Here is a 24289-nt window from a genome sequence, read left to right as displayed (position 1 = left end):
CGATTTTATGAAAGAAAAATGTATTTTAGTAGGAAACTAACGTATGGATACCATTAAAAATATTGAAGACTCTCCTCAGGGCAAAGTAATCATAGCCTTACCTGTTCGCGCAGAATATTATGTTTTGGAAGATTTACTGCGGAAGAAACTTGTAGGTGAGAAAGTAAAGACCGAAAAAAACGGAAAAACATCAACGTATGCTGAAATTCTTGATGTTGTCCTGGAAAGGAGCCTGGAGGAAGAATACGATCTAGTTCTGGAGCTGAAGGTACGGGCATTAACCTCGGTTTTCAGGAATAAAGAAGGGCGTCTGCTTATAAATCTTTCTATAGATTTTCATGAAGAGGAGCAGGTGATAATGATCAAAGATTATAAACTTGATGGGAATACCCGCAACTGGTTATTGAATAACTTTCTGGAGACAGTAGCCAATATTTTTATGTACAACAAGCTCAAAGAAAAGATGAGGTTCGATTTTCTTCCGCATATCCAGGAACAGCTAAAGACGATTAATGAAAAACTGCAAAATCGTGTTGAGCCGCAAAAAGGGATTTTTGTTTCCGGGGATCTGGAAAGCATCAGGATTCGAGACATCGTGCCACAGGAAAAACACCTTCTGTTAAAATTGGATATTGAAGGAATGGCAAATGTTGATATTGAAAAAATTATTCTTTAAATAAAACTTCAATCAGTGTTTTCTTCAATCTCTATCCTGTCAGCTTTTACTGCGGAAGTAAACTGAAGGAGATCAAACATTTTCGGTATCTTCATTGTTCTGTCTGCTGGATTATAATCCAGTGACTTCAGGCTAACTTCCTCATTGTCCAGATACGCTTTTTCAATTTCAAATGGTAAACCGTGAATGCGGAGCTTCAGGTAATTATAAGAAGTTATATACTTTCCATCCTTATGTTGCTGAATTACAATTTCTCCCGGTTTCCCTCTAAATTTGAAGGTTTTAAAGCTGTACCTCCCTTTTTTGTAGTCATAACCATCATGGGCATCTTCGTATAAAATAGAAGTTTCGCTTCCATCTTTGTAATAAACGTCCAGGAATAGTGCTTCTATTTCAATTTCATCTACATAATTCTGAACAGGAAACTTCGGAATAATTGCTCCTTCCTTTACAAAAATAGGCGATCTCTCCAGTGGCGCATCCACCCAATATTCTTTTCCTCCGGTTAACAGCTCATCATTCCAGAAGTTGTACCATTTGCCACGTGGAAAATACACTCTTCGTCCCTGCACGTTCGCATCCTGGATTGGACACACTAGAATCTGGTTGCCGAATATAAATTCATCAGAACGATAATAGGTGTGCACATCTTCCTGATCAAAATATACCAGTGGCTTTAAAATAGGGATACCTTCTTCTACATACTGGTAAAATGCAGTATATAAATAAGGTAGCAGTTGATATCTTAACCTGATATATTCCCTGGTAATGTTTAAAACTTCTTCCCCAAAAGACCAGGGTTCCTGATTCCCGTGATCTCCCGAAGAATGAACCCGGCAAAATGGATGAAATATCCCAAGCTGAATCCAGCGGGTAAATAGTTCTCCTGAAGGTTGCTCTGCAAAACCACCAATATCGCTACCCGTAAAGCTCATTCCGCTAAGGCACAGCCGCTGCACCTGTGTATTGGCAAGCCATAAATGTTCCCAGCTGGCAATATTGTCTCCTGTCCAGGTAGCGCAGTATCGTTGCCCACCTGCAAAGTTCGCGCGGGTCATGGTAAATGGCCTTTTTGGAAAAGTGTATTTTTGCACTCCGTGATGTGTTGCCCGCGCCATTTGCATTCCGTAAACGTTGTGGGCTTTCCTGTGGCTGCAGTAATTACCATCGTAATTGTGACGTACATCCATAGGAAAAGTTTTTCCCGGCACCTCCATAACTGCAGGCTCATTCATATCGTTCCAGACTCCTTTTACACCAATTTCACCCACAAGCTCCTTAAACAATCCTGCCCACCATTCTCTAACTTTCGGATTGGTGAAATCCGGAAAGTAACATTCTCCCGGCCAGACTTTTCCGCGCATAAAAGGGCCGTCGGCTCTTCTGCAAAAATAATCATTCTCCAGGGCTTCTTTAAAAATCTTATAATCTGCTTCAATTTTAATTCCCGGGTCAATAATAACCACAGTCTTAAACCCTTTTTCTTCAAGGTTCTCCACCATCAGTTTAGGATTTGGAAAGTGTCTTTTATTCCAGGTAAAACATTTATAATCTTCCATATAATCAATATCCAAATGGATAGCATCGCAGGGAAATTGAAGTTCCCTGAATTTAGCTGCAAGTTCATTTACCCTACTTTCGGGAAAATAGCTCCACTTGCTTTGATGATAACCTAAAGCCCACATGGGGGGCATGCCTGGAGTTCCCGTGAGGTGTGTATAAGAAGTTACCACATCGGCAATTTTAGGGCCGTAGATAAAATAATAATTCATTTCACCACCTTCAGCCCAAAATTTCACCTCGTTCCTTTTCTCCTGGCAAAAGTCAAAATGTGTTCTGAAACTGTTGTCAAAGAAAATTCCGTAGGCAATATTGCTGTGCAACGCAGTATAAAAAGGCACAGCTTTATAAAGTTCGTCCAGATCTTTATTGAAGGCGAACTGATCTTTGTTCCACAAACTCAGTTTTTTCCCTTTTAAATTGAAGTTGGTAGGTTTATCCCCCAGTCCGAAGAAATTTTCTCCATCAACAGAGGTCTTGTTCATCTTTACAAAATTGCCTCCATATTTAAAACTTTCTTCCCAGTGAAAGCCCATCTCTTCTTCTACAATTACATTATCCTGAAGGTCATAAATGCCGATTTTAAGATCTGTAGTAGAGATTTTACATTTTATTTTGCTGGTAATAATGGTGATTACAAAAGGTGCCTCTTCAATTTGAAATTTATTGAAACCGTGCATGCTATCCTTATCAATGGCGTAAGAAAAATCATTTTCAAAAATACCATCGGTTGCATACCTGAAACGCAAAATGCTATCCCGTAAAACGTGGATGCGCAGCATAACGTTATTCTTTGTAGAAAAAGTAACCGAATTTCCATCCCATTCAAGGCTTTCAACTTCTCCCGGAAATAAATTTCCTTTAGTTTCCAATTCGGTGCTTGTAATCATAGTAGATTATTGATTTTTAGATCAGCGTTACTTGTGCTTATCCAAATTTAAATTTGAAGGCAAAGATAAAACTTGAATTTATACAAAATTTCCCTTTCGGAAGGAATATTATCTATTCATAATCACACTGTATGCCGAAAATTGCCAAATTTGACGCTTCTCTTTTTAAATGAAGATGAATTATTGCTACAATACTGGTAATCAAATATTATAAGCACATTTTATCATGCTCTAGAGCTGAAAAAGGAGTCTCAAACGGTGATTCCGGACTTTTCCAGGCAGGTTTAGACGCTTTAGGTTAATCTTTAACAGTTTAAGGAAAAGTCAGTATCCAAAAATGGCAATTATCGATATCTATTTTAGGAATGACTTCAATTTTTCCAACAATAAGGTAATATTTAGCCACTAATATTTAAATTTGCAGGATTCACAAAAAATTTAGAGAATGAAGATATTTTCAAGAACATTTCTTGTCCTTATGTTTTTTAGTTTTTCACTTTCTGGAGCGCAGGAAGTGATTCAGAATAACCAGTCAGATTTTGGGGAATTTATGGATCGCAGCGGCAACCGCTACAGGGCCGCATCGGGCTATCCCGGGCCTGAATACTGGCAAAACGAAACGGACTACGAGATTGAGGTAACACTTAATGACGAGGATCACAGTATTTCGGGAAAAATTACCCTCACTTATACAAATAATAGTCCGCAGGACCTGGATTTTATCTGGATGCACCTGGAACAAAACAGGTTTACCGAAGATTCCCGGGGGACGTTAACTACACCAATAGGAGGGAACCGCTATACTGGAAATACAGACGGAGGTTACGAAATTAGTAATTTGGAGGCAAAAGTTAAACGCAGCACTTCTTCAAAATACTTAATTACTGACACCAGGATGCAGGTTTTCTTTGATCGTCCAATTCCGGCAAATGGAGGAAAAGCAACCGTTTCTATGGATTTCAGTTATAATATTCCTGTTGAGGGAATGGATAGAATGGGACGTTTAGAAGTGGAAGACGGGACAATTTACGCGATGGCGCAATGGTTTCCAAAAGCTGCTGTTTTTGATGATATTGAGGGCTGGAATATTGAGCCGTACCTTGGTGCCGGTGAATTTTACCTGGATTACGGAGACTATGATTACAAGATTACCGCTCCTTACGATCATATCGTAGTAGCTTCAGGCGAATTGCAAAATCCGCGGCAGGTGCTTTCTGCTACCATGCGTGAAAGAATGGATCGTGCATCAAAAAGCGATACCACGGTATTTATTGTGAGACCCGAAGAAGTAAACGATATGTCCATTCGTGCAAAGCAGGAGGGAACGCTAACCTGGCATTTTAAAATGGAAAATACCAGGGATGTTGCTTTTGGATCTTCCAAAGCATTTATCTGGGATGCGGCAAGAATAAATCTCCCTGGCGGCGAACAAGCTATGGCACAATCTGCTTACCCTAAAGAGAGCGCCGGAGAGGATGCATGGGGTCGTTCTACAGAATATTCTAAATACTCCGTCGAGCATTATTCAGAAAAGTGGTTTAACTATCCTTATCCTGTGGCTGTAAATGTGGCTGCAGATATTGGCGGAATGGAATATCCCGGATTGAACTTCTGCGGATGGCAGGCTGAAGGCGAATCGTTATGGGGAGTTACAGATCATGAATTTGGACATAACTGGTTTCCAATGATCGTTGGTTCCAATGAAAGAAGATATGCGTGGATGGATGAAGGCTTTAATACCTTTATAAACCATTACAGCAGCCTGGAATTTAACGATGGGGAGTATGGTTCCAACCTTAACGAGACAAGGCGACTTGTAAGCTGGTTTAACAGGCCAACGCGTGAAGGTATAGATACCTATCCAGATGTTACCAATTTAAGGAACCTGGGGATGACGGCATATTACAAACCTGCGATTGGTCTTTTGCTGTTGCGTGAATATATCCTCGGTCATGAGCGTTTTGATAACGCTTTTAAATCCTACATAGAAACCTGGGCTTATAAGCACCCTCAGCCAAAAGATTTCTTTAATCATATGGAAAATGTGGCGGGAGAAAATCTTTCCTGGTTTTGGCAAGGCTGGTTTTACGGGACAGGAAATATCGATATAAGCCTGGATGGAGTGCAGCAACATCAGGGTAATTATGTGATCACTGTTTCTAACAAAGGAGAAATACCAATGCCGGTGGAAATGAAGCTAACGTATGAAGATGGTACTACGGAAAACCTACGGCTACCGGTGGAAATCTGGCAACGTGGTGATAGCTGGAACCATCTGCTGGAAACGGAAAAAACACTTGAAAGTGTAGAACTGGATCCTGAAAAAATCCTTCCTGATGTTAATTTCTCGAATGACAGTTGGCCGACAGATTTTTACAAAGAGTAAATTCACCTAATTTGTGTATCGTCCTAAAAAAAGGTCCAGTTCTGATGAACCGGGCCTTTTTTTATGCACACTATATAGTCTTTAAGATTCAGGTTTCTTCTGAAACAGATGATTTTCCTTAATGTGTTTTACGGTATCCTCTTCCAGGCCTTTTTCCCAGCCGCCTTCTCCGTTCCTAATCAGTTCGTAAATTTTTCGTGAATTAATATCCAGAACTTCAGGATCATAATCTGTGATATCCACAACGCGTCCGTTGTCTTTAAAAAAGCTGTACAACTCTTTGGTTCTTTGTTCAACTTCCAGGTTTTCACTGGTAATTATTTCGCCGGTTTCAGGATCTTTTTGAGGATGAAGATAAATTTTAAGGCTTTTAAAAAATAATTTTCCAAATGCTTCTAAAATTCCGCCGCTCAAATCTTTGTAGTAATCTTCTTTAAAAACTTCTACCAGCGTATTCACACCCATAGTAAGTCCCATTCTTTCCCTGGTAAATTGAGAAAAATATTCCACTACTTTGTAGTATTCCTGGAAATTGGAAATCATTACGGTGTGTCCCAGGGAACAGAGTAGATCTGCCCTGTCCAGAAAATCCTTTTCGTCTATTTCGCCTTCATTTCTAAGATTGAAAAGTGTAATTTCGAAGATCCCCAGGATACGTTCTTCATCTACTTTTTTCTCCTGTTTGAATAATTCCAGTGATTTTTGAAACATGCTGAGGTTCACCCTTGTAACAGGTCTAAAACTTCCACGAAGTGTTAGGATATTCTTTTTATAAAGCAAATCTGCGGGAAGCACATTATTTCCATCCGGCTTAAACATTATAGCATCGGTCTTCCCTGTTTTTACCAGGTGCAGGCTCATTAACCTATTGTCTACCTGCTTAAAAACCGGGCCGGTGAAATTCACCATGTCAATTTCAATTTTATGGGAATTAAGGTGGTCGTAAAGGCTGTTGAGAATAGTTACAGGATCATCATGGTGGTAATATGCCCCGTAGATAAGGTTTACGCCCAAAATTCCGAGACTTATTTGCTGTTTTGCCGCATTACTTTCATGAAACTGAACATGAATAATGATCTCGCTGTATTCTTCTTTCGGTTTTGACTGGAACCTGATTCCCAGCCAGCCATGGCCTTTATATTTTTTGGCAAAATCTATTGTAGCAACGGTGTTGGCGTAACTAAAAAAAAGCTTATTGGGATGTTTTGTCCGTGAAATTCTTTCCTCGATGAGGCCGGTTTCATAGGCCAGCATACTCTTAAGCCGGGACTCTGTTACATATCTTCTGTTTTCTCCAACGCCATATATGGCATCGCTAAAATCTTTATCGTAGGCACTAAGGGTTTTGGCAATGGTGCCCGACGGATTTTGGGCCCTAAAGAAATTTCTCACAGTTTCCTGTCCTGCTCCAATTTCGGCAAAGGTTCCGTAAATGTTTTCATTCAGATTAATGCGAAGGGCCTTATTCTCTACAGAAACCATTTCGCGAAATTCTCTTTCCTTTTCTAAATCTACAGACATATTTTCACTTTACCTTAAATGTAAGAATATTTGAAATTATGAGCCACCCTCATCTTCATAAGTATTTGCTAAGTTTTTTCTACAACACCATTGGAGGAAAACAAGAATGGTATAATTACGTATGCTTAGTAACTTCCTTTGTTACTAATCACAATTATATAATATGAAATCCTTATTTTGTTTTTTCTTTATTAGCATCTTAATTATGAGTACACAAAACGTAAACGCACAAACCGATTTTATTTTTAAAAAGGATCACGATGCAATACAGGTTTCAGACCTTCAGGTATCTGCAGAATTTTATAAGAATATTATGGGACTAAAGGAAATTCCCAATGGTGGACTTCCAGATCACATCCGCTGGTTCCAGTTATCAGATAAAACTCAGTTGCATATTATAGAGAATAAAGAAAAAATTCAGAAGTACAAAGGCGTACATATGGCAATAAGTACAGATATTCTTCATGCTTTTATGGAGCACCTTAAAAATAATAATGTTCATTTTGAGAACTGGCCGGGAGAAGCAGGGACAACAAATTCACGTCCGGATGGTGTAAAGCAGATTTATTTTCAGGATCCCGATGGCTACTGGATTGAGGTAAATGACAACCAGCTTTAAATCTGATTTTTCCTTTTAAGTTGAAATTTTTGTAACAAACCTTAAGAGGGAGCGTCTTTAAAAGAAAACATTTTATGGGACGCTCTTTTTTCTATTTTTTCTTCTTTCTGTTCTTTGTTCAACTTTCTTCAGCACAGGAAATTTCAGCTCAATTACTCGATCGTGTTTCTAAACAGCCTGTCCCTTACGCAACCATACAATATGGAACAAACAAAGGTGTGGTAACTAACGATGAGGGCATCTTCAGTATTCCTTCAGAAGGTACTGATGCTACTATTTCCATTTCCTCTTTGGGTTACGAGACTGTTGAAGTCGATATTGTTAAAATTAAGGGCATCATTTATCTGGAGCCACAATCTATCCAGTTGTCCGATATATTCCTTTCCGATAAAAATCTTACCGGAAAGGAAATTATAGAGCGTGTGATCGCTTCGGTAGATAGTAATTACAATTTTAACCTTACTAAAAAGCGGTTCTTTTTCCGAAGATCTTATTTTAATAAAATCAATCAATTGGATCTTGAAGTTGAGAATAGTACGATTGCAGAACTCGACCAGAATTTTATGAATGAGGTAGTCGATAATATTCCGCATTATGCAGATAGTTATAACGAATACTTTGGCGATTTCTACGGAAATTATGACAAACAGAAAGTACAGTTGATAAAGGCTGCAAAATTAGATAATCCGGTTAATGAGGAATCTTTGGAGGAAATCACCGGAAGGATGGAAAAGATTTTTCAGAAGAAAATAGGTGAGGGGACCTACGTAAAAATAAAATCCGGAATTATTGGAGTTAAAGTAGATGGAATGGAATTTCAAGAGGAAATTTCAGAAACAAATGAAGCTGCGAAACCAAAAATAAAAACACCTGAAGAATTAGAAAAAGAGAAAGCAGACAAGCAAAAAGAGGTGCAGGCAGTAGCCGGAAAGTTTGTACAGCGGCAATTGCGCAAAATGTTCTGGAATGAAGACAATACTTTTGATGTTTTTGAAAAAGCGAGAAAATATAGATTTGCAGTCGATGGCTATGCCCAGTTAGATAATTCTGTAGTTTACGTGATAAGTTTTGAACCCAAAAGGGGAGCTGATTTTAAAGGAAAAATTTACGTAAATACTGAAGATTTTGGGGTCCATCGCCTGGATTACGAAAATGTAAAGGCGATTAGCTCTTTTAAACTTTTTGGGATTAGCACAAAAGATGATGTCTACAGGGGAAAAATGATTTTCTCGAGGGGAATGGATGGAAAGTATAACCCTAAATACCTGGAACAGGAAGACGGTACAACTGTTGGGATAGACCGCCCCTTAACAATGATGGTAAAGAAAGGGAATTTTCTTTGGAACAAGAAACTGGATGAACTGGATATGGAAATCAGGTTAAGTAACAGCGATATTTCGAAATTTGAGCTGGTAGTTTATGAAGATGATCCATTAGAGGAAAGTGATTACGAATCTTTTCAGATTTCTGATAATTACGAATATCAGGTTTTCAAAAAATATAATCCAGACTTCTGGAATGGTTATAATATTATAGAACCAAACGCCGCAATTAAAGCCTTTACCGCACTCGAGGAAACAACAGAATTATAAAATTTCATAATCAAAAAAAGGTCTGAAAATTGGCGTTCCTGCCACTTTTCAGACCTTTTTTATTCCAGGATATACTTAGAACGTATCTGTAGCAACTTTGTAGGTGGGATCTTCCAGAATATTAACTTCTATAATTCCATCTGCATTGTTTAGCAACCTTCTGCAGTCCTTGCTTAAATGTCTAAGATGTACTTTTTTGCCAACTTTACTATAACGCTGAGTGACTTGATTTAAAGCTTCAATAGCAGACATATCGGCAATTCGACTATCCTTAAAATCTATTATTATCTCTTTTGGATCGTTTACAACATCAAATTTTTCTGCAAAATTAGTAGTAGAACCAAAAAATAACGGGCCATATATTTCATAGTGTTTAACACCATTTTCATCAATACTTTTTCTAGCTCTAATTCTCTTGGCGCTTTCCCAGGCAAAGAACAATGCCGAAAGTATAACTCCAACCAGAACTGCTAAAGCCAGATTGTGCAGAATAACAGTTATGAGTGCAACAATAATTACCAGAAAAATATCTTTCTTAGGTACTTTATTAAATATTTTTAAACTGGCCCACTCAAAAGTTCCAATGGCTACCATGATCATTACTCCTACAAGAGCTGCCATTGGTACCTGTTCTATGATGGGTGCACCAAATAACACTATTCCAAGAATGGTAAAGGCTGCAATTATACCAGACAACCTAGCTCTGGATCCAGCCGAGAGGTTCACTAAAGTTTGAGCGATCATTGGACAGCCACCCATCCCGAAGAAGAATCCATTTAGTATGTTTGCACCTCCCTGGGCAATACATTCTCTGTTGCCACTACCTTTGGTTTCTGTAATTTCATCTACCAGGTTTAAGGTAAGCAAGCCTTCGGTTAATCCAACTGCCGCCATAATCATAGAATAAGGGGCAATAAGTTCAAATGTTTCCCAGGTCAATGGAATATTCGGTATGTGAAAAGGAGGAAAGCCACCACTTACAGAAGCGATATCTTCAACTATTTTAGTATCTATACCCAGAAAGTATACCAAAAGGAATACAATTATTATGGCAACCAGCGAAGAAGGAACTGCTTTAGTAAGTTTAGGTAAGAAAACAACAACCGCAATGGTTAAGGCCACTAAACCGGCCATAACATATAAAGAAGTTCCGGTTAGCCATACAATATCGCCATTAACCACCGTCTTAAACTGGTCTAACTGAGACATAAATATAATAATAGCTAAACCGTTAACAAACCCAAACATTACAGGATGAGGTACTAAACGTATAAATTTTCCGAGCTTAAAAACTCCAATTATAATCTGAATTACCCCTGCTAAAGCCACCGCTGCCAAAACGTATTCAAGGCCGTTGGATTGCATTAGAGCAATTAAGACGATAACTGTAGCGCCGGCTCCACCTGAGATCATTCCTGGTCTTCCCCCGAAAATTGCCGTTACCAAACACATTATAATGGAAGCGTATAATCCCATTAGTGGAGGAAATCCGGCTAAAATAGCGAAGGATAATGACTCTGGGATCATGGTCATTGCCACGGTTAAACCGGCAAGAACTTCGGTTTTATAATCTACTTTTTGTTTAAAATCGAAGAGATTAAAAATCTGTTTCATAAAAATAAAATATTAATAGTAATGAAGTTGAAAGGAATACTTTCAGCTAAAAAATGGATATAATAAGAGATATTGGGTACAGGCAGAGCTGTTTACGGCGGAGTAAGTGGGGATGATGTTATGTTTCTTCCGTGCTTCATAAGAGCGGGCAAAATTAGTTAATTTTTTCTAATAGCAAAGCTTTTGAAGGAGAAGCTGTTAACTTTTACAGCTTTGTCAAAATTCTGGCTAGTAATTTAAGGTATTTGTAATCTATTGGCTTTTAAAGGCCTGCCATTAAAATGACAATTATCGACCTGCTAACGGAAAAATTGAAAAAGTTAGGAGAGCGGAATTAATTGAAATATCTTTGTAAAAAATTTCAGTTATGGCACATAAAGCCGGTTTTGTAAATATTATAGGAAATCCCAACGTGGGAAAATCTACACTCATGAATGCTTTTGTGGGTGAAAAACTTTCCATTATTACCTCCAAAGCTCAAACCACGCGGCACAGGATCCTGGGAATTGTGAACGGGGAAGATTTCCAGGCGATTCTTAGTGATACGCCGGGAATTATTAAGCCAGCTTACCAATTACAACAATCTATGATGGATTTTGTGAAATCTGCTTTTGAAGATGCCGATGTGCTGGTTTATATGGTCGAAATTGGGGAAAGAGAACTCAAGGATGAGGCTTTTTTCAACAAAATTATTCATGCTGAAATTCCTGTTTTATTGCTTCTGAATAAAATCGACAAATCAAATCAGGAAGAACTTGAAGAACAGGTGGAGCTATGGAAAGAAAAAGTTCCGAATGCTGAAATTATGCCGGTTTCTGCGTTACAAGGCTTTAATGTTGCTGAAGTTTTCAATCGTATTGTAGAATTATTGCCTGAAGGTCCTGCTTTTTATCCAAAGGATACGCTTACCGATAAGCCGGAACGCTTTTTTGTGAACGAAATCATCAGGGAAAAAATCCTGATGCACTACAAAAAGGAAATTCCTTATTCCGTAGAAATAGATACGCAGGAATTTTTTGAAGAAGAGGAAATTATCAGGATGCGCAGCGTGATTATGGTAGAGCGTGAGACCCAAAAGGGGATTATTATTGGCCATAAAGGATCTGCGTTAAAAAGGGTAGGCGTGGAAGCACGTAAGGATCTGGAGAAATTCTTCGGAAAGCAGGTTCACCTGGAACTATACGTAAAGGTCAACAAAAACTGGCGTAGCGACAGCAATCAGCTTAAAAGATTCGGTTATAATGATTAATGCAACCGGTAACTAAAGGTCGATATTGTGGATTTTTTGGCATCGGCTTTAAATCGAAGCGGACTCTGCTGATTTCAAATTATTTTATTCCGAAGTTATAGAAGTTGCAAAAAATTGAGAGTCAATTAAACTCCATAGTGAGTTGGTTTGACATGTAATTTTAAACATTAAACCTACTCGTCAGGCAAAAGCACATTTCTCCTGGGTTTGTTGTATGGTGAAGACTGAGAATGTAGTCTAAAATAGACTGTTCCACTTTTCTCTTTAAACCCGAATTTTTACACTAATTTTGCAACCTAAATAAAAGAAAATCCGGTATGGGTAATATAGTAGCCATCGTGGGAAGGCCAAATGTAGGAAAATCCACTTTTTTTAACAGATTGATCCAGCGTCGCGAGGCCATAGTGGATTCCGTTAGCGGAGTTACACGCGATCGTCATTACGGTAAATCTGACTGGAATGGGCAAAAATTTTCCCTAATCGATACCGGTGGATATATTAAAGGTAGCGACGACGTTTTTGAAGCTGAAATCGACAAACAGGTAGAACTTGCCATAGATGAGGCAGATGCCATTATTTTTATGGTAGATGTGGAAACCGGCATAACCCCAATGGATGAAGACGTCGCATTTATACTGCGAAAAGTTGATAAACCGGTTTTACTTGCAGTTAACAAAGTCGACAATAATAAACGACTCGCAAACGCTGTTGAATTTTATAATCTCGGTCTGGGAGAATATTTTCCAATTGCCAGTACCAATGGAAGCGGAACCGGGGATTTACTGGATGCACTTATTGAAGCGTTGCCAGAATCTGAAGCCGAGGAAGAAACAGAATTGCCACGTTTTGCTGTGGTAGGAAGGCCAAATGCAGGAAAATCTTCCTTTATAAATGCACTTATTGGTGAAGACAGGTATATCGTGACCGATGTTGCCGGTACAACAAGAGATTCCATAGATACAAAGTACAACCGTTTTGGTTTCGAATTTAATTTAGTTGATACTGCAGGAATTCGTAGAAAAGCTAAAGTTAAGGAAGACCTGGAATTTTATTCGGTGATGCGCTCTGTACGTGCCATTGAAAATTGTGATGTGTGTCTCGTGGTGTTGGATGCGCAGCGTGGTTTTGACGGTCAGGTTCAGAATATTTTCTGGCTTGCACAACGTAACCGCAAAGGAATTGTAATCCTTGTAAATAAATGGGATTTAATAGACAAAGAAACCAATACACTCAAGGAATATGAAGCGAATATAAGGCGCGAAATAGAACCTTTTACAGACGTCCCCATTATCTTTATTTCGGTACTAACCAAACAGCGGGTTTTTAAAGCTATAGAAACTGCTGTACAGGTTTTCGAAAACCGAAGCAAGAAATTAAAGACCCGGGAATTTAACGATGTAATGCTTCCAATTATAGAAAGTAATCCGCCACCGGCATATAAAGGCAAATACGTAAAGATCAAATTCTGTATGCAGCTGCCAACTCCACAGCCTCAGTTTGCGTTCTTCTGCAATCTTCCGCAGTATGTGAGAGATCCTTATAAACGATTTTTAGAGAATAAAATCCGCAAAGAATTCGATTTCAGCGGGGTACCAATTACAATTTACTTCAGAAAAAAGTAATATCGATTAAACTAAAAGGGATAACGTTAGTCTAAAAGGAGAGGGAGGAGCAGATCTTTCCTTTTCATCTATCAAATTCTTTTTAATGAAACTTTATTACACGCTCGCGTTGCTGTTCATCACCGGCATTGCGTTTTCCCAGAATTTCGAAATTTCCGGAAAAGTAGTGGACGAGGCCGGAATTCCTTTAGAATCTGCTACTGTCTACCTTGAAAAAGCAGTCGACAGCAGCTTGATTACTTACACAATTTCAGAAAAAAACGGAAATTTTCGTCTCACCGGGAATACCAGTATTCCCAAAGCAGATTTATATATTTCATTTGCCGGATATCAATCCTACAGGAAAACCCTGGAAATTGAGGAGAAGATAGAATTGCCCACTATTAACATGAAAATTCAGGATAACGAGCTTGAAGAAGTAATGGTTACTGGTACACGGGCACCTATCACTATTAAGAAAGATACTTTAGAATTTAATGCTGATTCCTTTAATACACGACAGGATGCTAACCTGGAAGAGTTAATGAGGAAGCTTCCGGGAGTTGAAGTGGATAACCAGGGCAATATTACGGTAAATGGAAAACCGGTTTCGAGAATTCTGGTAAACGGAGAAGAATTTTTTGGTGATGATCCTAAAATTGCTACGAAAAATCTTCCGAAGGAAATTATCGATAAAATCCAGGTAACCGATACCAAAACACGATCGGAAGAATTTACAGGAAAGCCCGGAGATCCAGAGAATAAAACAGTAAATATTACCATAAAGGAAGATAAGAACAAAGGCTACTTTGCCCGGGCCACTGCCGGTGGGGGAACAGACGATCGCTACGAATTAAGCGGAATCGGGAATTATTTTGAAGACAACCTGCGATTGAGTGTTTTAGGTAGCTCCAACAATATCAATTCTTCTGGGTTTAGTTATGATGAGGTTTTTGGAATGATGGGCCGGACTGCCGGGAGTAACGTCTTTGGGGGTGGCGGAGGCGGAATTACAAAGGCTGAAACGGCCGGTCTTAACTTCGTAAATAAATGGAAAGAAGAAAAGGAAATCGAATTAAGCGTAGATTATTTTTTCGGAAGAAATGATACCGAAAGAAGGACCGTGGTAGCGCGGGAAAATATTCTGCCAGACTCCCGCTTCTTTACTAATTCTGAAGAGAGTAGTAATTTGTTAAACGATAGTCATCGTGCAAATGCTCGTTTTGAAGTGGAGTTTGATACACTTACAAGGCTTAGTATTAATCCTAGCTTCAACGCCAATTTCGGAAATTCCTACCGCGACCAGATGGCAGAGTCATTAGACGAGGATCTTAACCTAATCAACAGTACGACCACTTCCAACAATGAAGAACTGGAGAGCGCCCAATTTAATAATGATATAGATTTTATTAAGCGCTTTGGCAGTCGTGGTTCATATTTGCAAATGGAATTCGGGAATGACCATAGCAGGCAGAAAAACGATAATTTTTACTATTCTGAAAGCTTTTTTAGGGAAGAAGGCGAAGAGGTTGTTGAAATTCAGGATCAATATATAGACGAAGATGAAACGACAGATTCTTATTCTTTCCAGGCCAGCAAACGTAGCGTTCTGGCGAATCAGTTTTTTCTTGATGTCTCCTATGATTTTGATTATTCAAAAGTGACCAATAAAAGATATGTTTACGAAGCTGAAAATGCCGATGGCAACTACAACATACTTAATGACCTTTTAAGCAGTGATTTTGAGGTTAACAGCAGGCGGCATATTCCAAATGTCGGCCTAAATTATGAAGGAGATACCTGGAGGATCAATACAGAAGTTGGTCTCTTGCATACCAGTCTGGATAACAGCAATTATCTTGAAGAAACTTCTTTTGAAAATACCTATAACAACCTGTTTCTGGAAGCAGGAGTCCGTTATGAAATTGAAAGATCTAAGAGTCTCTCCATTCGGTATGACACCAATGTGGATATCCCTTCTATCCGGCAGTTGCAACCTGTTGTAGACCGTACCAATCCGTTAAATATTGTAGTTGGAAATCCCGAATTAAGGCCTACGTACCGGCAGGATATAAGACTTAATTACCGCAATTTCGACTTCGCAACCCGTAGCGGAACCTTTAGTTATCTTAATATAGGTTTTACAGATAACAATATAGTTCCAGTGACTACGGTAGACGAAGATCTTGTAAGGACTACAACTTACACAAACGTAGATGGGGTGGTAAATGGAAACGCGGGAGTTTTCTACAATAAACAATACAAGAAAGAAGCAAGGGTGTTTAGATATCAGGCCGGGTTAAACGCCGATTATAATAAGAATATTGGTTTTACCAATGCGGTAAGATATGAATCAGAACGTTATAGTGTAAGTCCGCGGTTGCGCCTTACTTATGAAATTGAAGAATTATTTAGCATAGAACCTAATTATGAGCTCACCTATAACAGCACAAATTATGATATTAACCCAGAAAGGAATGAGGATTTCATAAATCACAGCATAGGGCTGCAGGCCACTTCTTACTGGCCAGAAAATGTGGTTTTTGGTAATGATATTTCTTTTAATTACTTCGGAAATGTTTCTCCGGGTTTTGAAAATACTTCATTGCTTTGGAACATGAGCCTCGGCTACGAATTTCTGAAGGATAAAGCTACCCTGAAGGTGAAAGTGTATGATTTGCTGGATCAGAATATCGATACCCGCCGTGTCATTGGCGACGATTATATTCAGGATACCAGCAGTCTCATTCTTACCCGCTACGCAATGTTAAGCTTCACTTACAAACTAAGCAATTTTGGCGGCAGTGGCCCTCCGGACAGAGGAGAAAGACGGTTTTAACAGCAATTGACAAGATTTTGAATTTTGAATTCTGGATTTTGTAATTGGAATTTAAGAGGCAAGACATTTCTTTCCTCTTTCCACTCTATTATTTCTGGCTCCTTATTGCCGAAAAATGCCATTTTGAGCAAAGCATTATTTTGAATAATGAATTTTAAAATTTGAATTATGCCGGGCTTTCCTGTGTGAAAAATTTTTTCATCGATTTTTTTCCACTGTTTGCGTCTTGTTGGTGGCGTATCTTAATGCTGAAGATCACCATTTTGGGACTAGCATTATTATGAATTCTTAATTTTAAATTTTGAATGGAGATCAGTTTACTGTCGAAGAGATTATTTGGTATTCCCTTTTTTTGCTGGTGTTTGCTAGATGACGATAATTGTCATTTTGAGCACAGCATTATTTTTTGTGATGAATTTTAAAATTAAGGTAGGCTTACCGGCGAAGGAATTCTGTGATCTTTCTGTGATTTTATTGGTGTGTGTTCTTTATGTCGATAATTGCCTTTTTTAGAGCAAGACCAGGGAAAGAAACACTTCAAACTTCAGAATTTAAAATTTAAAATAATCGAATAGAGCTTTTCGCTTTCCACTATTTTTTTTAACAGAAAACAGACAACTCACAACTGAAGAAACTACCAACTTCCGCCGGCACCGCCGCCGCCAAAGCCACCGCCGCCAAAACCACCACCGAAGCCTCCGCCGCCGCCAAAGCCGCCTCCACCTCCGCCACCAAAGGTGCCGCGTCCCAGAGAACTTAAGATTACAGCATCAAACAATGTACTACGGCCACCTCTGCGACCGCCGTTTCTGCCTCCCCGGTTTTTCCTGCTTATAGAAATAAGAATAATTATAAAAATGATAAAAAAGATAATCGTGCGGATTGGTGTGCCTTCAGAAGTCCCGCGATTGGGAGTTCCTTTAAAAGTTCCATTAAGAACCTGGAAAATTGCCGAGGTACCGGCATCCAGTCCGGAAAAATAATCGTTGTTGCGGAATTCGGGTAAAATTACGCTCTCGATTATAGCTTTGGTATTAGCATCGGTAAGGTATTCTTCAAGTCCATAGCCTGTGGTAATCCAGACTTTCCGATCTTCTTCAGCTACAAGAATTAAAAGTCCGTTATCCTCGTCGCTTTGCCCGATGCCCCACTCATGGGCCCAATGCGTGGCGTAAGTTCCGGCGTACTCGCCTTCAAGGGAATTTATGGTGACTACAACAATTTGTGTAGAAGTGGTATCTGCATAATTTATAAGCTTTTGTTCGAGCTGACTTTCTTCAGAAGAAGAAAGCAAACTGGCTTCGTCATAAACGCTGGTTTCTTCAGAAGGCCTCGGTGGGATGTCCCGCTGCGCAAAGCTTATGCCGGTAAAAGCAAGTAAAAATAATAAGGTTAGGTTTAACTTTTTGATAGATATTAGCATTTATCCTTTTGAAATTTTGTCGGAAAGTTCGTTTACTGTTGTCTCTTTCCACGGGAAATGTTTCTGGAGCTGATCTCCGGCCTTTAATACACCGTCTACCAGTCCCTGTTTAAAATTTCCTTGTTTAAACTGTGCTACAATAGCATCTTTTGTGCTTTCCCAAAAATCATTGGATACCACATCGTTAATTCCTTTATCACCATAGATTACAAAATTACGGTCTTCTACGGCAACATAAATAAGTACACCATTATCCTGCTTTGTGTTGTCCATCTTCAGCATGTGGAAAACTTCCATCGCCCTATCGAAAATATCCAAATCTCCGGCAGATTTTTCCAGGTGAACCCGTATTTCTCCTGAAGTATTTTTTTCGGAAGTTCTTATTGCCTCTACAATTTCTTCCTCTTCAGCTTTCGTCAAAAATTCTTCAGTCCTGCTCATAATCTAAAATTCAAATTCGACGTCTGGTGCGGTTTCTGCTCCGGCTTCAGCTTCAAATGATGGCTTTCTTTCAAATCCAAACATTCCTGTAAAGATGTTGTTAGGGAATTTCCTGATGTAGGTATTATATTCCCTCACAGATTCATTGTAGCGCGTCCTTGCTACACTTATACGATTCTCTGTACCTTCCAGTTGTGATTGTAGTTGCAGGAAGTTTTGGTTTGCCCTTAATTCTGGATAGCGTTCTACGGTGACTAATAGTCGCGATAATGCTGAAGATACCTCGCCCTGGGCTTCCTGGAACTGTTGTATTTGTTGTGGATCAAGATTATTGGCATCTACATTTACAGAGGTAGCACGGGCACGCGCCTCAATTACATCTGTAAGTGTACCCCTTTCAAAATCGGCTGCTCCCCTTACGGTACTAACCAGGTTAGGGATAAGATCGCTTCTTCTTTGATAAGAAGTTTCTACATCTGCCCAGGTTTGAGTAACTGTTTCTTCCAGTTCTACCGCGGTGTTGTTAATGCCTGCAGTAAGGCTGTAAATAATAATTGCCACAACAACGATCACAATTGTTGGGATTAGCCATTTTTTCATAATTATAACTGATTTTTGATATTTATAAGAGTAGCTTTTATGCCCTCTAACTTACGAATAATTTCAAAATTGGTTAGGGTTTGATGCTTTTCTTCTTTCAGATGAATTTTTGCACCTTCCAGTGTAAATCCGCGCTCTTTTACGAGGTGAAAAATAAGCTCAAGATTCTTGATATCCTCTGGTGTAAACTTCCGGTTGCCTTTGGCATTCTTCTTGGGTTTAATAACATCAAATTCTTTTTCCCAAAACCGGATAAGCGAAGTATTTACCTTAAATGCTTCGGCAACTTCACCAATATTATAGTAGCGCTTTTCCGGGAGGTCTACGTGCATTAGTCGAGGGATTGGTTTTCTTGTTGTGCTTTTTCTAAAATCTCATCAAATTCTTCCGGAGAAAGATTTCCATAGTAAAAGTTGATAGGGTTAATCCTGTCTTCATCTTTAAAGATTTCGTAGTGTAAATGTGGAGCTTCAGATCTTCCGGTGCTTCCCACAAAACCAATAACATCTCCGCGTTTTACTGCTTGCCCACGACGTACATTGTACTTATAGAGGTGTCCATAAAGGCTGGTGTAGCCATAACCGTGGTCAATCCTTATATGGTTGCCATAGCCTGTAGAGCGGTTGTCTGCCCGGGTGACCCTTCCATCGCCGGTAGCGTAAACCGGTGTGCCGCGGGGTGCTGTAAAGTCCATCCCGTAATGGAATTTTTTTACCTTGGTAAAAGGATCTGTTCTCCATCCATATCCGGAGGCTATTCTTTTAAGGTCTTCATTTTTTACAGGTTGTATAGCTGGAACCGAAGCGAGTAAATCCCCTTTTTCCTTAGCGAGCTCCGCAATTTCATCCAGGGATTTGGATTGGACCACAATCTGTTTTGTAAGCACGTCCATTCTTTTGGTAGTTTCGATAATTAACTTGGAATTATCGAAACCTTCAAGGTCTTTGTAACGGTTTATTCCACCAAACCCAGCTTTCCGCTGTTCCTCTGGAACCGGATTGGCTTCAAAATACAACCTGTAAATGTTGTTGTCCCGGTCTTCAATATTTGCCAGCACATCCTGAACCTGATTCATTTTTTTGTTGAGAAGGCCATATTGCAGTTGCATATTTTGCAATTCCCTTTTTAAGGCTTTTTCTTTGGGAGTTTCAATCTGCGGGATGTTAAGGTAAATTACCAGCAGTATAAAACCTGCCAGAAAGGAGCTGAGGATACTCAGCATTATAATTCCTAAGCGTCGTCCCCGACGGCGCTCAATTTTTTTATAGGAAAGTGTCTCGCTATCGTAATAGTATTTAACCTTCGACATGAGTTAAATTTGTGCTATTTTTGCCATTATATAAATGCACATTATTGTGCAAATTCAAACGGTAAACGAACAAATATATGAATTGTTTCATCGCCGTCATAAATTTTGTAAAATTTAGAACAAAAGAGCTTCATGAAATCGCAAGATGTCCGAAACCAATTTCTCCAATTTTTTAAAAGCAAATCCCATTCCATAGTTTCTTCCGCGCCCATGGTGATAAAGGATGATCCTACGCTAATGTTTACCAATGCTGGGATGAACCAGTTCAAAGAATTCTTTTTAGGAAATTCAGAACCAAAAAATTCCCGGGTTACAGATACTCAAAAATGTTTGAGGGTTAGTGGTAAACATAATGATCTGGAAGAGGTAGGGCATGATACATACCACCACACGATGTTTGAAATGCTGGGAAACTGGAGTTTTGGAGATTATTTTAAAAAGGAAGCGATCCAGTGGGCGTGGGAATTACTTACTGAAGTTTATAAAATCAATCCTGAAAATCTTTACGTTTCTGTTTTTGAGGGCAGTAAAGATAACGATAAGCTGGAGCTTGATACTGAAGCTTTGGAATTATGGAAAGCCATTGTTCCTGAAGAGCGGATTATCTACGGAAATAAAAAGGATAATTTTTGGGAAATGGGTGACCAGGGACCCTGCGGACCATGTTCTGAAATTCATATCGACATTCGTTCTGATGAAGAAAAAGCTAAAACTTCCGGAAGGGAACTCGTAAATGCAGACCATCCCCAGGTGGTGGAAATCTGGAACCTTGTTTTTATGCAGTACAATCGTAAAGCTGACGGTTCTCTTGAAGAGTTGCCGGCAAAACATATAGATACCGGGATGGGCTTTGAGCGCTTGTGTATGGTATTGCAGGGCAAGCAATCTAATTATGAAACCGATGTTTTTACACCGCTAATCCGGGAAATTGAGGCAGTTACCAATAAAGAATACGGCACCTCAGAAAAGGCAAATATCGCCTTTAGAGTAATTGCTGACCATGTTAGAGCAGTCGCTTTTTCTATTGCAGACGGGCAGTTGCCGAGTAATACGGGAGCCGGTTATGTAATAAGAAGAATTTTAAGAAGGGCTATCCGCTACGGATTTACATTTTTAGACACCAAAGAACCGTTTATTTATAAACTGGTAGCGACTTTAAGCCGACAAATAGGCGAAACCTTCCCCGAACTTAAGTCTCAAAAACAACTTTGTGAAAACGTAATCAGGGAAGAGGAGATTTCCTTCTTGAGAACTTTGGATCAGGGGTTGGTGCTGCTGGAGAATATTATTGAGGAGGCTGAAGGGAAGAAAATTTCCGGAAAAAAAGCTTTTGAGCTTTACGACACCTATGGTTTTCCGATAGATTTAACGGCGCTTATCCTTAGGGAACGCGGATACGATTTAGATGAAAAAGAATTTGAGGCGGAATTAAAGAAGCAAAAAGACCGTTCCCGCGCCGCGACACAAGTTACTGCCGGAGATTGGACAGAGTTAAATTCCGTAGAAAAAGATGCTTTTATAGGTTATGATCATCTCGAGTCTGAGGTGAAAATTGCCAAATATCGAAAGGTGGAAAATAAGAAGCAGGGAGAATTGTTCCAGATCGTTCTTAACAAGACCCCTTTTTATCCGGAAGGTGGAGGACAGGTTGGTGACAAAGGCTACCTGGAAGCAGAGAACGGAAATGTTGTTTACATTATCGATACAAAAAGGGAGAATAATCAGATTATTCATTTTGCCAAATCCCTTCCCAAAAATCCTGAAGCGACTTTTAAAGCAGTTGTAGATGCATCTCAACGGGCAAGGACAGCCGCAAATCATACCGCTACGCATTTATTGCACCAGGCGCTACGAAAGATTCTTGGTGAACATGTAGAACAAAAAGGTTCTATGGTGCATAGTGGGTATTTGAGGTTTGACTTTTCTCATTTCAGCAAAGTTTCCAAAGAACAATTGGAGGAAGTTGAAGCTTTTGTAAATGCGCGGATCAGGGAAAACCATGAACTTAACGAGCAACGGAATATAGCTTACCAGGATGCGCTGGATCAGGGAGCGATCGCACTTTTTGGTGAAAAATACGGAGACTCGGTAAGGGCGATCCGGTTTGGGGAGTCTATGGAACTTTGCGGCGGAATCCATGTGAAGAATACAGCCGATATTTGGCATTTTAAGATAGTGAGTGAAGGTGCGGTAGCTTCGGGAATTCGAAGGATAGAAGCCATTACCGGTGATGCAGTAAAAGATTATTTTGCTGAACAGGATAAAACAATGGATGAGGTGAAAACCCTTCTGAAGAATTCCAAAGACCCCGTAAAATCCATTAGTAACCTGCAGGAAGAAAATTCAGAATTAAAGAAACAGGTAGAGAGTCTACTGAAGGATAAGGCTAAATCTTTAAAATCTGATCTTAAAAATGAAATTGAAGAGGTTAACGGAATAAACTTCCTGGCAAAACTTGTGGATATTGACGCCGGCGGAATTAAAGATCTGGCATTTCAGCTGGATAACGAGATGGATAATCTTTTTCTTGTGTTTGGAACAGAACAGAATGGAAAAGCTTTGCTTTCCTGCTATATTTCAAAAAACCTTGTTGCAGAAAAAGATCTGAATGCGGGAACTATAATTCGTGAACTCGGTAAATATATCCAGGGAGGCGGTGGCGGTCAACCATTTTTCGCCACTGCAGGAGGTAAAAATCCTGCCGGATTAAACGATGCTTTGCAGAAGGCGAAAGAGTACATTAAATAAACCTGCAGCACTTTAAGAACTGATGGAGAGGAACGATATGGAGTTTAGAACGAAAATACCAATTGCCGGGCAGGAACCTAAGATAGATTATAACTCTAAAATTTTTATGCTTGGCTCCTGCTTTGTGGGCAATATTGGTGGTAAACTGGATTATTATAAATTTCAGAATTACCGGAATCCCTTCGGAATTTTATTTCATCCTGTTGCCATAGAAAATTTTCTGGAGCGTGTGGTTTCCAGGTATAAATATAGCGATGAGGATGTTTTTTTCCATCAAGAAAGATGGCATTGCTTTGATGCTCACAGCGAACTTAGTAACCCCAACAAGAAAAATTTAATCAGAAATCTTAATTCGGGAGTAAGAAAATCTGGTAAGTTTCTTAATTCTGCCACTCATGTGGTGATCACCCTTGGAACAGCCTGGGGTTATCGCCAGGTGGATCTGGACAGGACGGTGGCGAACTGCCATAAAATTTCGCAGAAGGAATTTCAGAAGGAATTGATGATGGTGGATGATATTCGACAGAGTCTGCTGAAGATCCTATCTTATCTTCATATGATCAATTCCAAAGTCTCTGTTATTTTTAATATTTCACCGGTAAGGCATACAAAAGATGGTTTTACAGAAAACCAATGGAGTAAATCAAATCTTATGGCTGCATTACAACAATGTTTGGGAGAGTTTCAGCAGAACGAAGAATGGAAGAAAACCCTCTCTTATTTCCCTTCTTACGAAATTGTAATGGACGAATTAAGGGATTATAGATTCTACGCAGAGGATATGATACATCCAAGTAGTACAGCGGTGGATTATATCTGGAGTCGCTTTGATGACGTATGGATCAACCAAAATACCGCTGAGACAAAGAATGAGGTGGAAAAAATCCAGAGAGCCTTAAATCATCGTCCTTTTAATGGTAAATCTAAAGAGCATCAAAAGTTTAAAGATAAGCTTCAGGCGAGGATCAATAAACTTGAATCGAGAGTTCCACATATTAAATTTGCTAAACCAAAGTAGTCAAACATTTAAATTTTGGTAACGTTAAATTAATTCCAAATTATTCCGGGATTTCAAAAATTCCGTACATTTACTTTGCAGATTTCAGAGGTTAACCTGTTAATAATAAAGAGATAAGTCTTTTTAATGGAAATCTTTAAAAACTGCAATCTAAAATTTGTTGGGGTAGATTTTAGAAATTTAAAAAGTCAGTGGACGGGTGG

General features: G+C 39.2%; 17 protein-coding genes. 9 read left to right on the top strand and 8 right to left on the bottom strand.

Annotated elements, in window-relative coordinates; genetic code table 11:
* Window positions 1–43 precede the first annotated feature (43 nt).
* Entirely contained in the window at window positions 44–676 is a 633-nt protein-coding gene (locus tag RM549_RS15155; protein ID WP_311686324.1) for a DUF4403 family protein, read from the top strand.
* Window positions 677–684: 8 nt separating this feature from the next.
* On the opposite strand, the gene RM549_RS15150 is transcribed toward RM549_RS15155, so the two are convergent.
* On the bottom strand, window positions 685–3126 hold the full coding sequence (locus tag RM549_RS15150) for a glycoside hydrolase family 31 protein (RefSeq protein WP_311686322.1): 2442 nt from the start codon (window positions 3124–3126) through the stop codon (window positions 685–687).
* 445 nt (window positions 3127–3571) lie between these two features.
* Between RM549_RS15150 and RM549_RS15145 the strand changes: the two genes are divergently transcribed.
* A complete protein-coding gene (locus RM549_RS15145; protein WP_311686320.1) occupies window positions 3572–5512 on the top strand; it encodes a M1 family metallopeptidase in 1941 nt (646 codons plus the stop codon).
* Window positions 5513–5593: 81 nt separating this feature from the next.
* On the opposite strand, the gene RM549_RS15140 is transcribed toward RM549_RS15145, so the two are convergent.
* The gene (locus tag RM549_RS15140; protein ID WP_311686318.1) at window positions 5594–7033 is read right to left on the bottom strand and encodes a TonB-dependent receptor; all 1440 of its coding nucleotides are present in this window, start codon (window positions 7031–7033) and stop codon (window positions 5594–5596) included.
* 205 nt (window positions 7034–7238) lie between these two features.
* On the opposite strand from RM549_RS15140, the gene RM549_RS15135 reads away from it, so the two are divergent.
* Window positions 7239–7652 carry a VOC family protein gene (locus RM549_RS15135; protein WP_311686316.1) on the top strand — a complete coding sequence of 138 codons (414 nt, stop codon included), beginning with the start codon at window positions 7239–7241 and terminating at the stop codon, window positions 7650–7652.
* Between the two features lie 74 nt (window positions 7653–7726).
* Complete coding sequence (locus RM549_RS15130) at window positions 7727–9244, top strand: carboxypeptidase-like regulatory domain-containing protein (RefSeq protein ID WP_311686314.1); 1518 nt, start codon at window positions 7727–7729, stop codon at window positions 9242–9244.
* A gap of 75 nt (window positions 9245–9319) precedes the next feature.
* On the opposite strand, the gene RM549_RS15125 is transcribed toward RM549_RS15130, so the two are convergent.
* On the bottom strand, window positions 9320–10858 hold the full coding sequence (locus tag RM549_RS15125) for a SulP family inorganic anion transporter (protein WP_311686312.1): 1539 nt from the start codon (window positions 10856–10858) through the stop codon (window positions 9320–9322).
* A 367-nt stretch (window positions 10859–11225) separates the two neighbouring features.
* On the opposite strand from RM549_RS15125, the gene era reads away from it, so the two are divergent.
* The 3 genes from era to RM549_RS15110 all read left to right on the top strand — a co-directional run bounded on the left by era (window position 11226) and on the right by RM549_RS15110 (window position 16547).
* Entirely contained in the window at window positions 11226–12107 is an 882-nt protein-coding gene (gene era, locus RM549_RS15120) for a GTPase Era (RefSeq protein ID WP_311501322.1), read from the top strand.
* A 317-nt stretch (window positions 12108–12424) separates the two neighbouring features.
* Complete coding sequence (gene der, locus RM549_RS15115) at window positions 12425–13729, top strand: ribosome biogenesis GTPase Der (protein WP_311686310.1); 1305 nt, start codon at window positions 12425–12427, stop codon at window positions 13727–13729.
* 85 nt (window positions 13730–13814) lie between these two features.
* Window positions 13815–16547 carry an outer membrane beta-barrel protein gene (locus tag RM549_RS15110; protein ID WP_311686308.1) on the top strand — a complete coding sequence of 911 codons (2733 nt, stop codon included), beginning with the start codon at window positions 13815–13817 and terminating at the stop codon, window positions 16545–16547.
* A 634-nt stretch (window positions 16548–17181) separates the two neighbouring features.
* Here the strand turns inward: RM549_RS15110 and RM549_RS15105 are convergent.
* Genes RM549_RS15105 through RM549_RS15085 form a run of 5 tightly spaced genes read right to left on the bottom strand, consistent with a single transcriptional unit; the run spans window position 17182 to window position 20320 of the window.
* Window positions 17182–17970 (bottom strand): TPM domain-containing protein, encoded by a 789-nt coding sequence (locus RM549_RS15105; RefSeq protein ID WP_311686307.1) that lies wholly within the window; start codon window positions 17968–17970, stop codon window positions 17182–17184.
* Window positions 17971–18411, bottom strand: coding sequence for a TPM domain-containing protein (locus RM549_RS15100; RefSeq protein ID WP_311686305.1), 441 nt, complete (start codon window positions 18409–18411; stop codon window positions 17971–17973).
* Window positions 18412–18414: 3 nt separating this feature from the next.
* Entirely contained in the window at window positions 18415–19011 is a 597-nt protein-coding gene (locus RM549_RS15095; RefSeq protein ID WP_311686303.1) for a LemA family protein, read from the bottom strand.
* Window positions 19012–19013: 2 nt separating this feature from the next.
* Window positions 19014–19343, bottom strand: coding sequence for a MerR family transcriptional regulator (locus RM549_RS15090; protein WP_311686301.1), 330 nt, complete (start codon window positions 19341–19343; stop codon window positions 19014–19016).
* Window positions 19343–20320: a M23 family metallopeptidase gene (locus RM549_RS15085; RefSeq protein WP_311686299.1), complete on the bottom strand. Its 978-nt coding sequence runs from the start codon at window positions 20318–20320 to the stop codon at window positions 19343–19345. Before RM549_RS15085 ends, RM549_RS15090 begins: the two co-directional genes overlap by 1 nt.
* Before the next feature lie 132 nt (window positions 20321–20452).
* Between RM549_RS15085 and alaS the strand changes: the two genes are divergently transcribed.
* Both alaS and RM549_RS15075 read left to right on the top strand, forming a co-directional pair.
* Window positions 20453–23068, top strand: a complete 2616-nt coding sequence (alaS, locus tag RM549_RS15080) for an alanine--tRNA ligase (RefSeq protein WP_311686297.1) — start codon at window positions 20453–20455, stop codon at window positions 23066–23068.
* Between the two features lie 22 nt (window positions 23069–23090).
* Complete coding sequence (locus RM549_RS15075) at window positions 23091–24086, top strand: GSCFA domain-containing protein (RefSeq protein ID WP_311686295.1); 996 nt, start codon at window positions 23091–23093, stop codon at window positions 24084–24086.
* Window positions 24087–24289: the final 203 nt, after the last annotated feature.

The organism is Autumnicola patrickiae (assembly GCF_031846525.1).
GTDB classification, from domain to species: domain Bacteria; phylum Bacteroidota; class Bacteroidia; order Flavobacteriales; family Flavobacteriaceae; genus Autumnicola; species Autumnicola patrickiae.
Note: the sequence above shows the minus strand (reverse complement) of the source record. Positions and strands in the feature narration are given on the sequence as shown.

Bases quoted from the DNA above. Each gene is read 5' to 3' on its own strand.
- RM549_RS15155 (WP_311686324.1), top strand. From the start codon at position 44: ATGGATACCATTAAAAATATTGAAGACTCTCCTCAGGGCAAAGTAATC.
- RM549_RS15150 (WP_311686322.1), bottom strand. From the start codon at position 3,126: ATGATTACAAGCACCGAATTGGAAACTAAAGGAAATTTATTTCCGGGA.
- RM549_RS15145 (WP_311686320.1), top strand. From the start codon at position 3,572: ATGAAGATATTTTCAAGAACATTTCTTGTCCTTATGTTTTTTAGTTTT.
- RM549_RS15140 (WP_311686318.1), bottom strand. From the start codon at position 7,033: ATGTCTGTAGATTTAGAAAAGGAAAGAGAATTTCGCGAAATGGTTTCT.
- RM549_RS15135 (WP_311686316.1), top strand. From the start codon at position 7,239: ATGAGTACACAAAACGTAAACGCACAAACCGATTTTATTTTTAAAAAG.
- RM549_RS15130 (WP_311686314.1), top strand. From the start codon at position 7,727: ATGGGACGCTCTTTTTTCTATTTTTTCTTCTTTCTGTTCTTTGTTCAA.
- RM549_RS15125 (WP_311686312.1), bottom strand. From the start codon at position 10,858: ATGAAACAGATTTTTAATCTCTTCGATTTTAAACAAAAAGTAGATTAT.
- era (WP_311501322.1), top strand. From the start codon at position 11,226: ATGGCACATAAAGCCGGTTTTGTAAATATTATAGGAAATCCCAACGTG.
- der (WP_311686310.1), top strand. From the start codon at position 12,425: ATGGGTAATATAGTAGCCATCGTGGGAAGGCCAAATGTAGGAAAATCC.
- RM549_RS15110 (WP_311686308.1), top strand. From the start codon at position 13,815: ATGAAACTTTATTACACGCTCGCGTTGCTGTTCATCACCGGCATTGCG.
- RM549_RS15105 (WP_311686307.1), bottom strand. From the start codon at position 17,970: ATGCTAATATCTATCAAAAAGTTAAACCTAACCTTATTATTTTTACTT.
- RM549_RS15100 (WP_311686305.1), bottom strand. From the start codon at position 18,411: ATGAGCAGGACTGAAGAATTTTTGACGAAAGCTGAAGAGGAAGAAATT.
- RM549_RS15095 (WP_311686303.1), bottom strand. From the start codon at position 19,011: ATGAAAAAATGGCTAATCCCAACAATTGTGATCGTTGTTGTGGCAATT.
- RM549_RS15090 (WP_311686301.1), bottom strand. From the start codon at position 19,343: ATGCACGTAGACCTCCCGGAAAAGCGCTACTATAATATTGGTGAAGTT.
- RM549_RS15085 (WP_311686299.1), bottom strand. From the start codon at position 20,320: ATGTCGAAGGTTAAATACTATTACGATAGCGAGACACTTTCCTATAAA.
- alaS (WP_311686297.1), top strand. From the start codon at position 20,453: ATGAAATCGCAAGATGTCCGAAACCAATTTCTCCAATTTTTTAAAAGC.
- RM549_RS15075 (WP_311686295.1), top strand. From the start codon at position 23,091: ATGGAGAGGAACGATATGGAGTTTAGAACGAAAATACCAATTGCCGGG.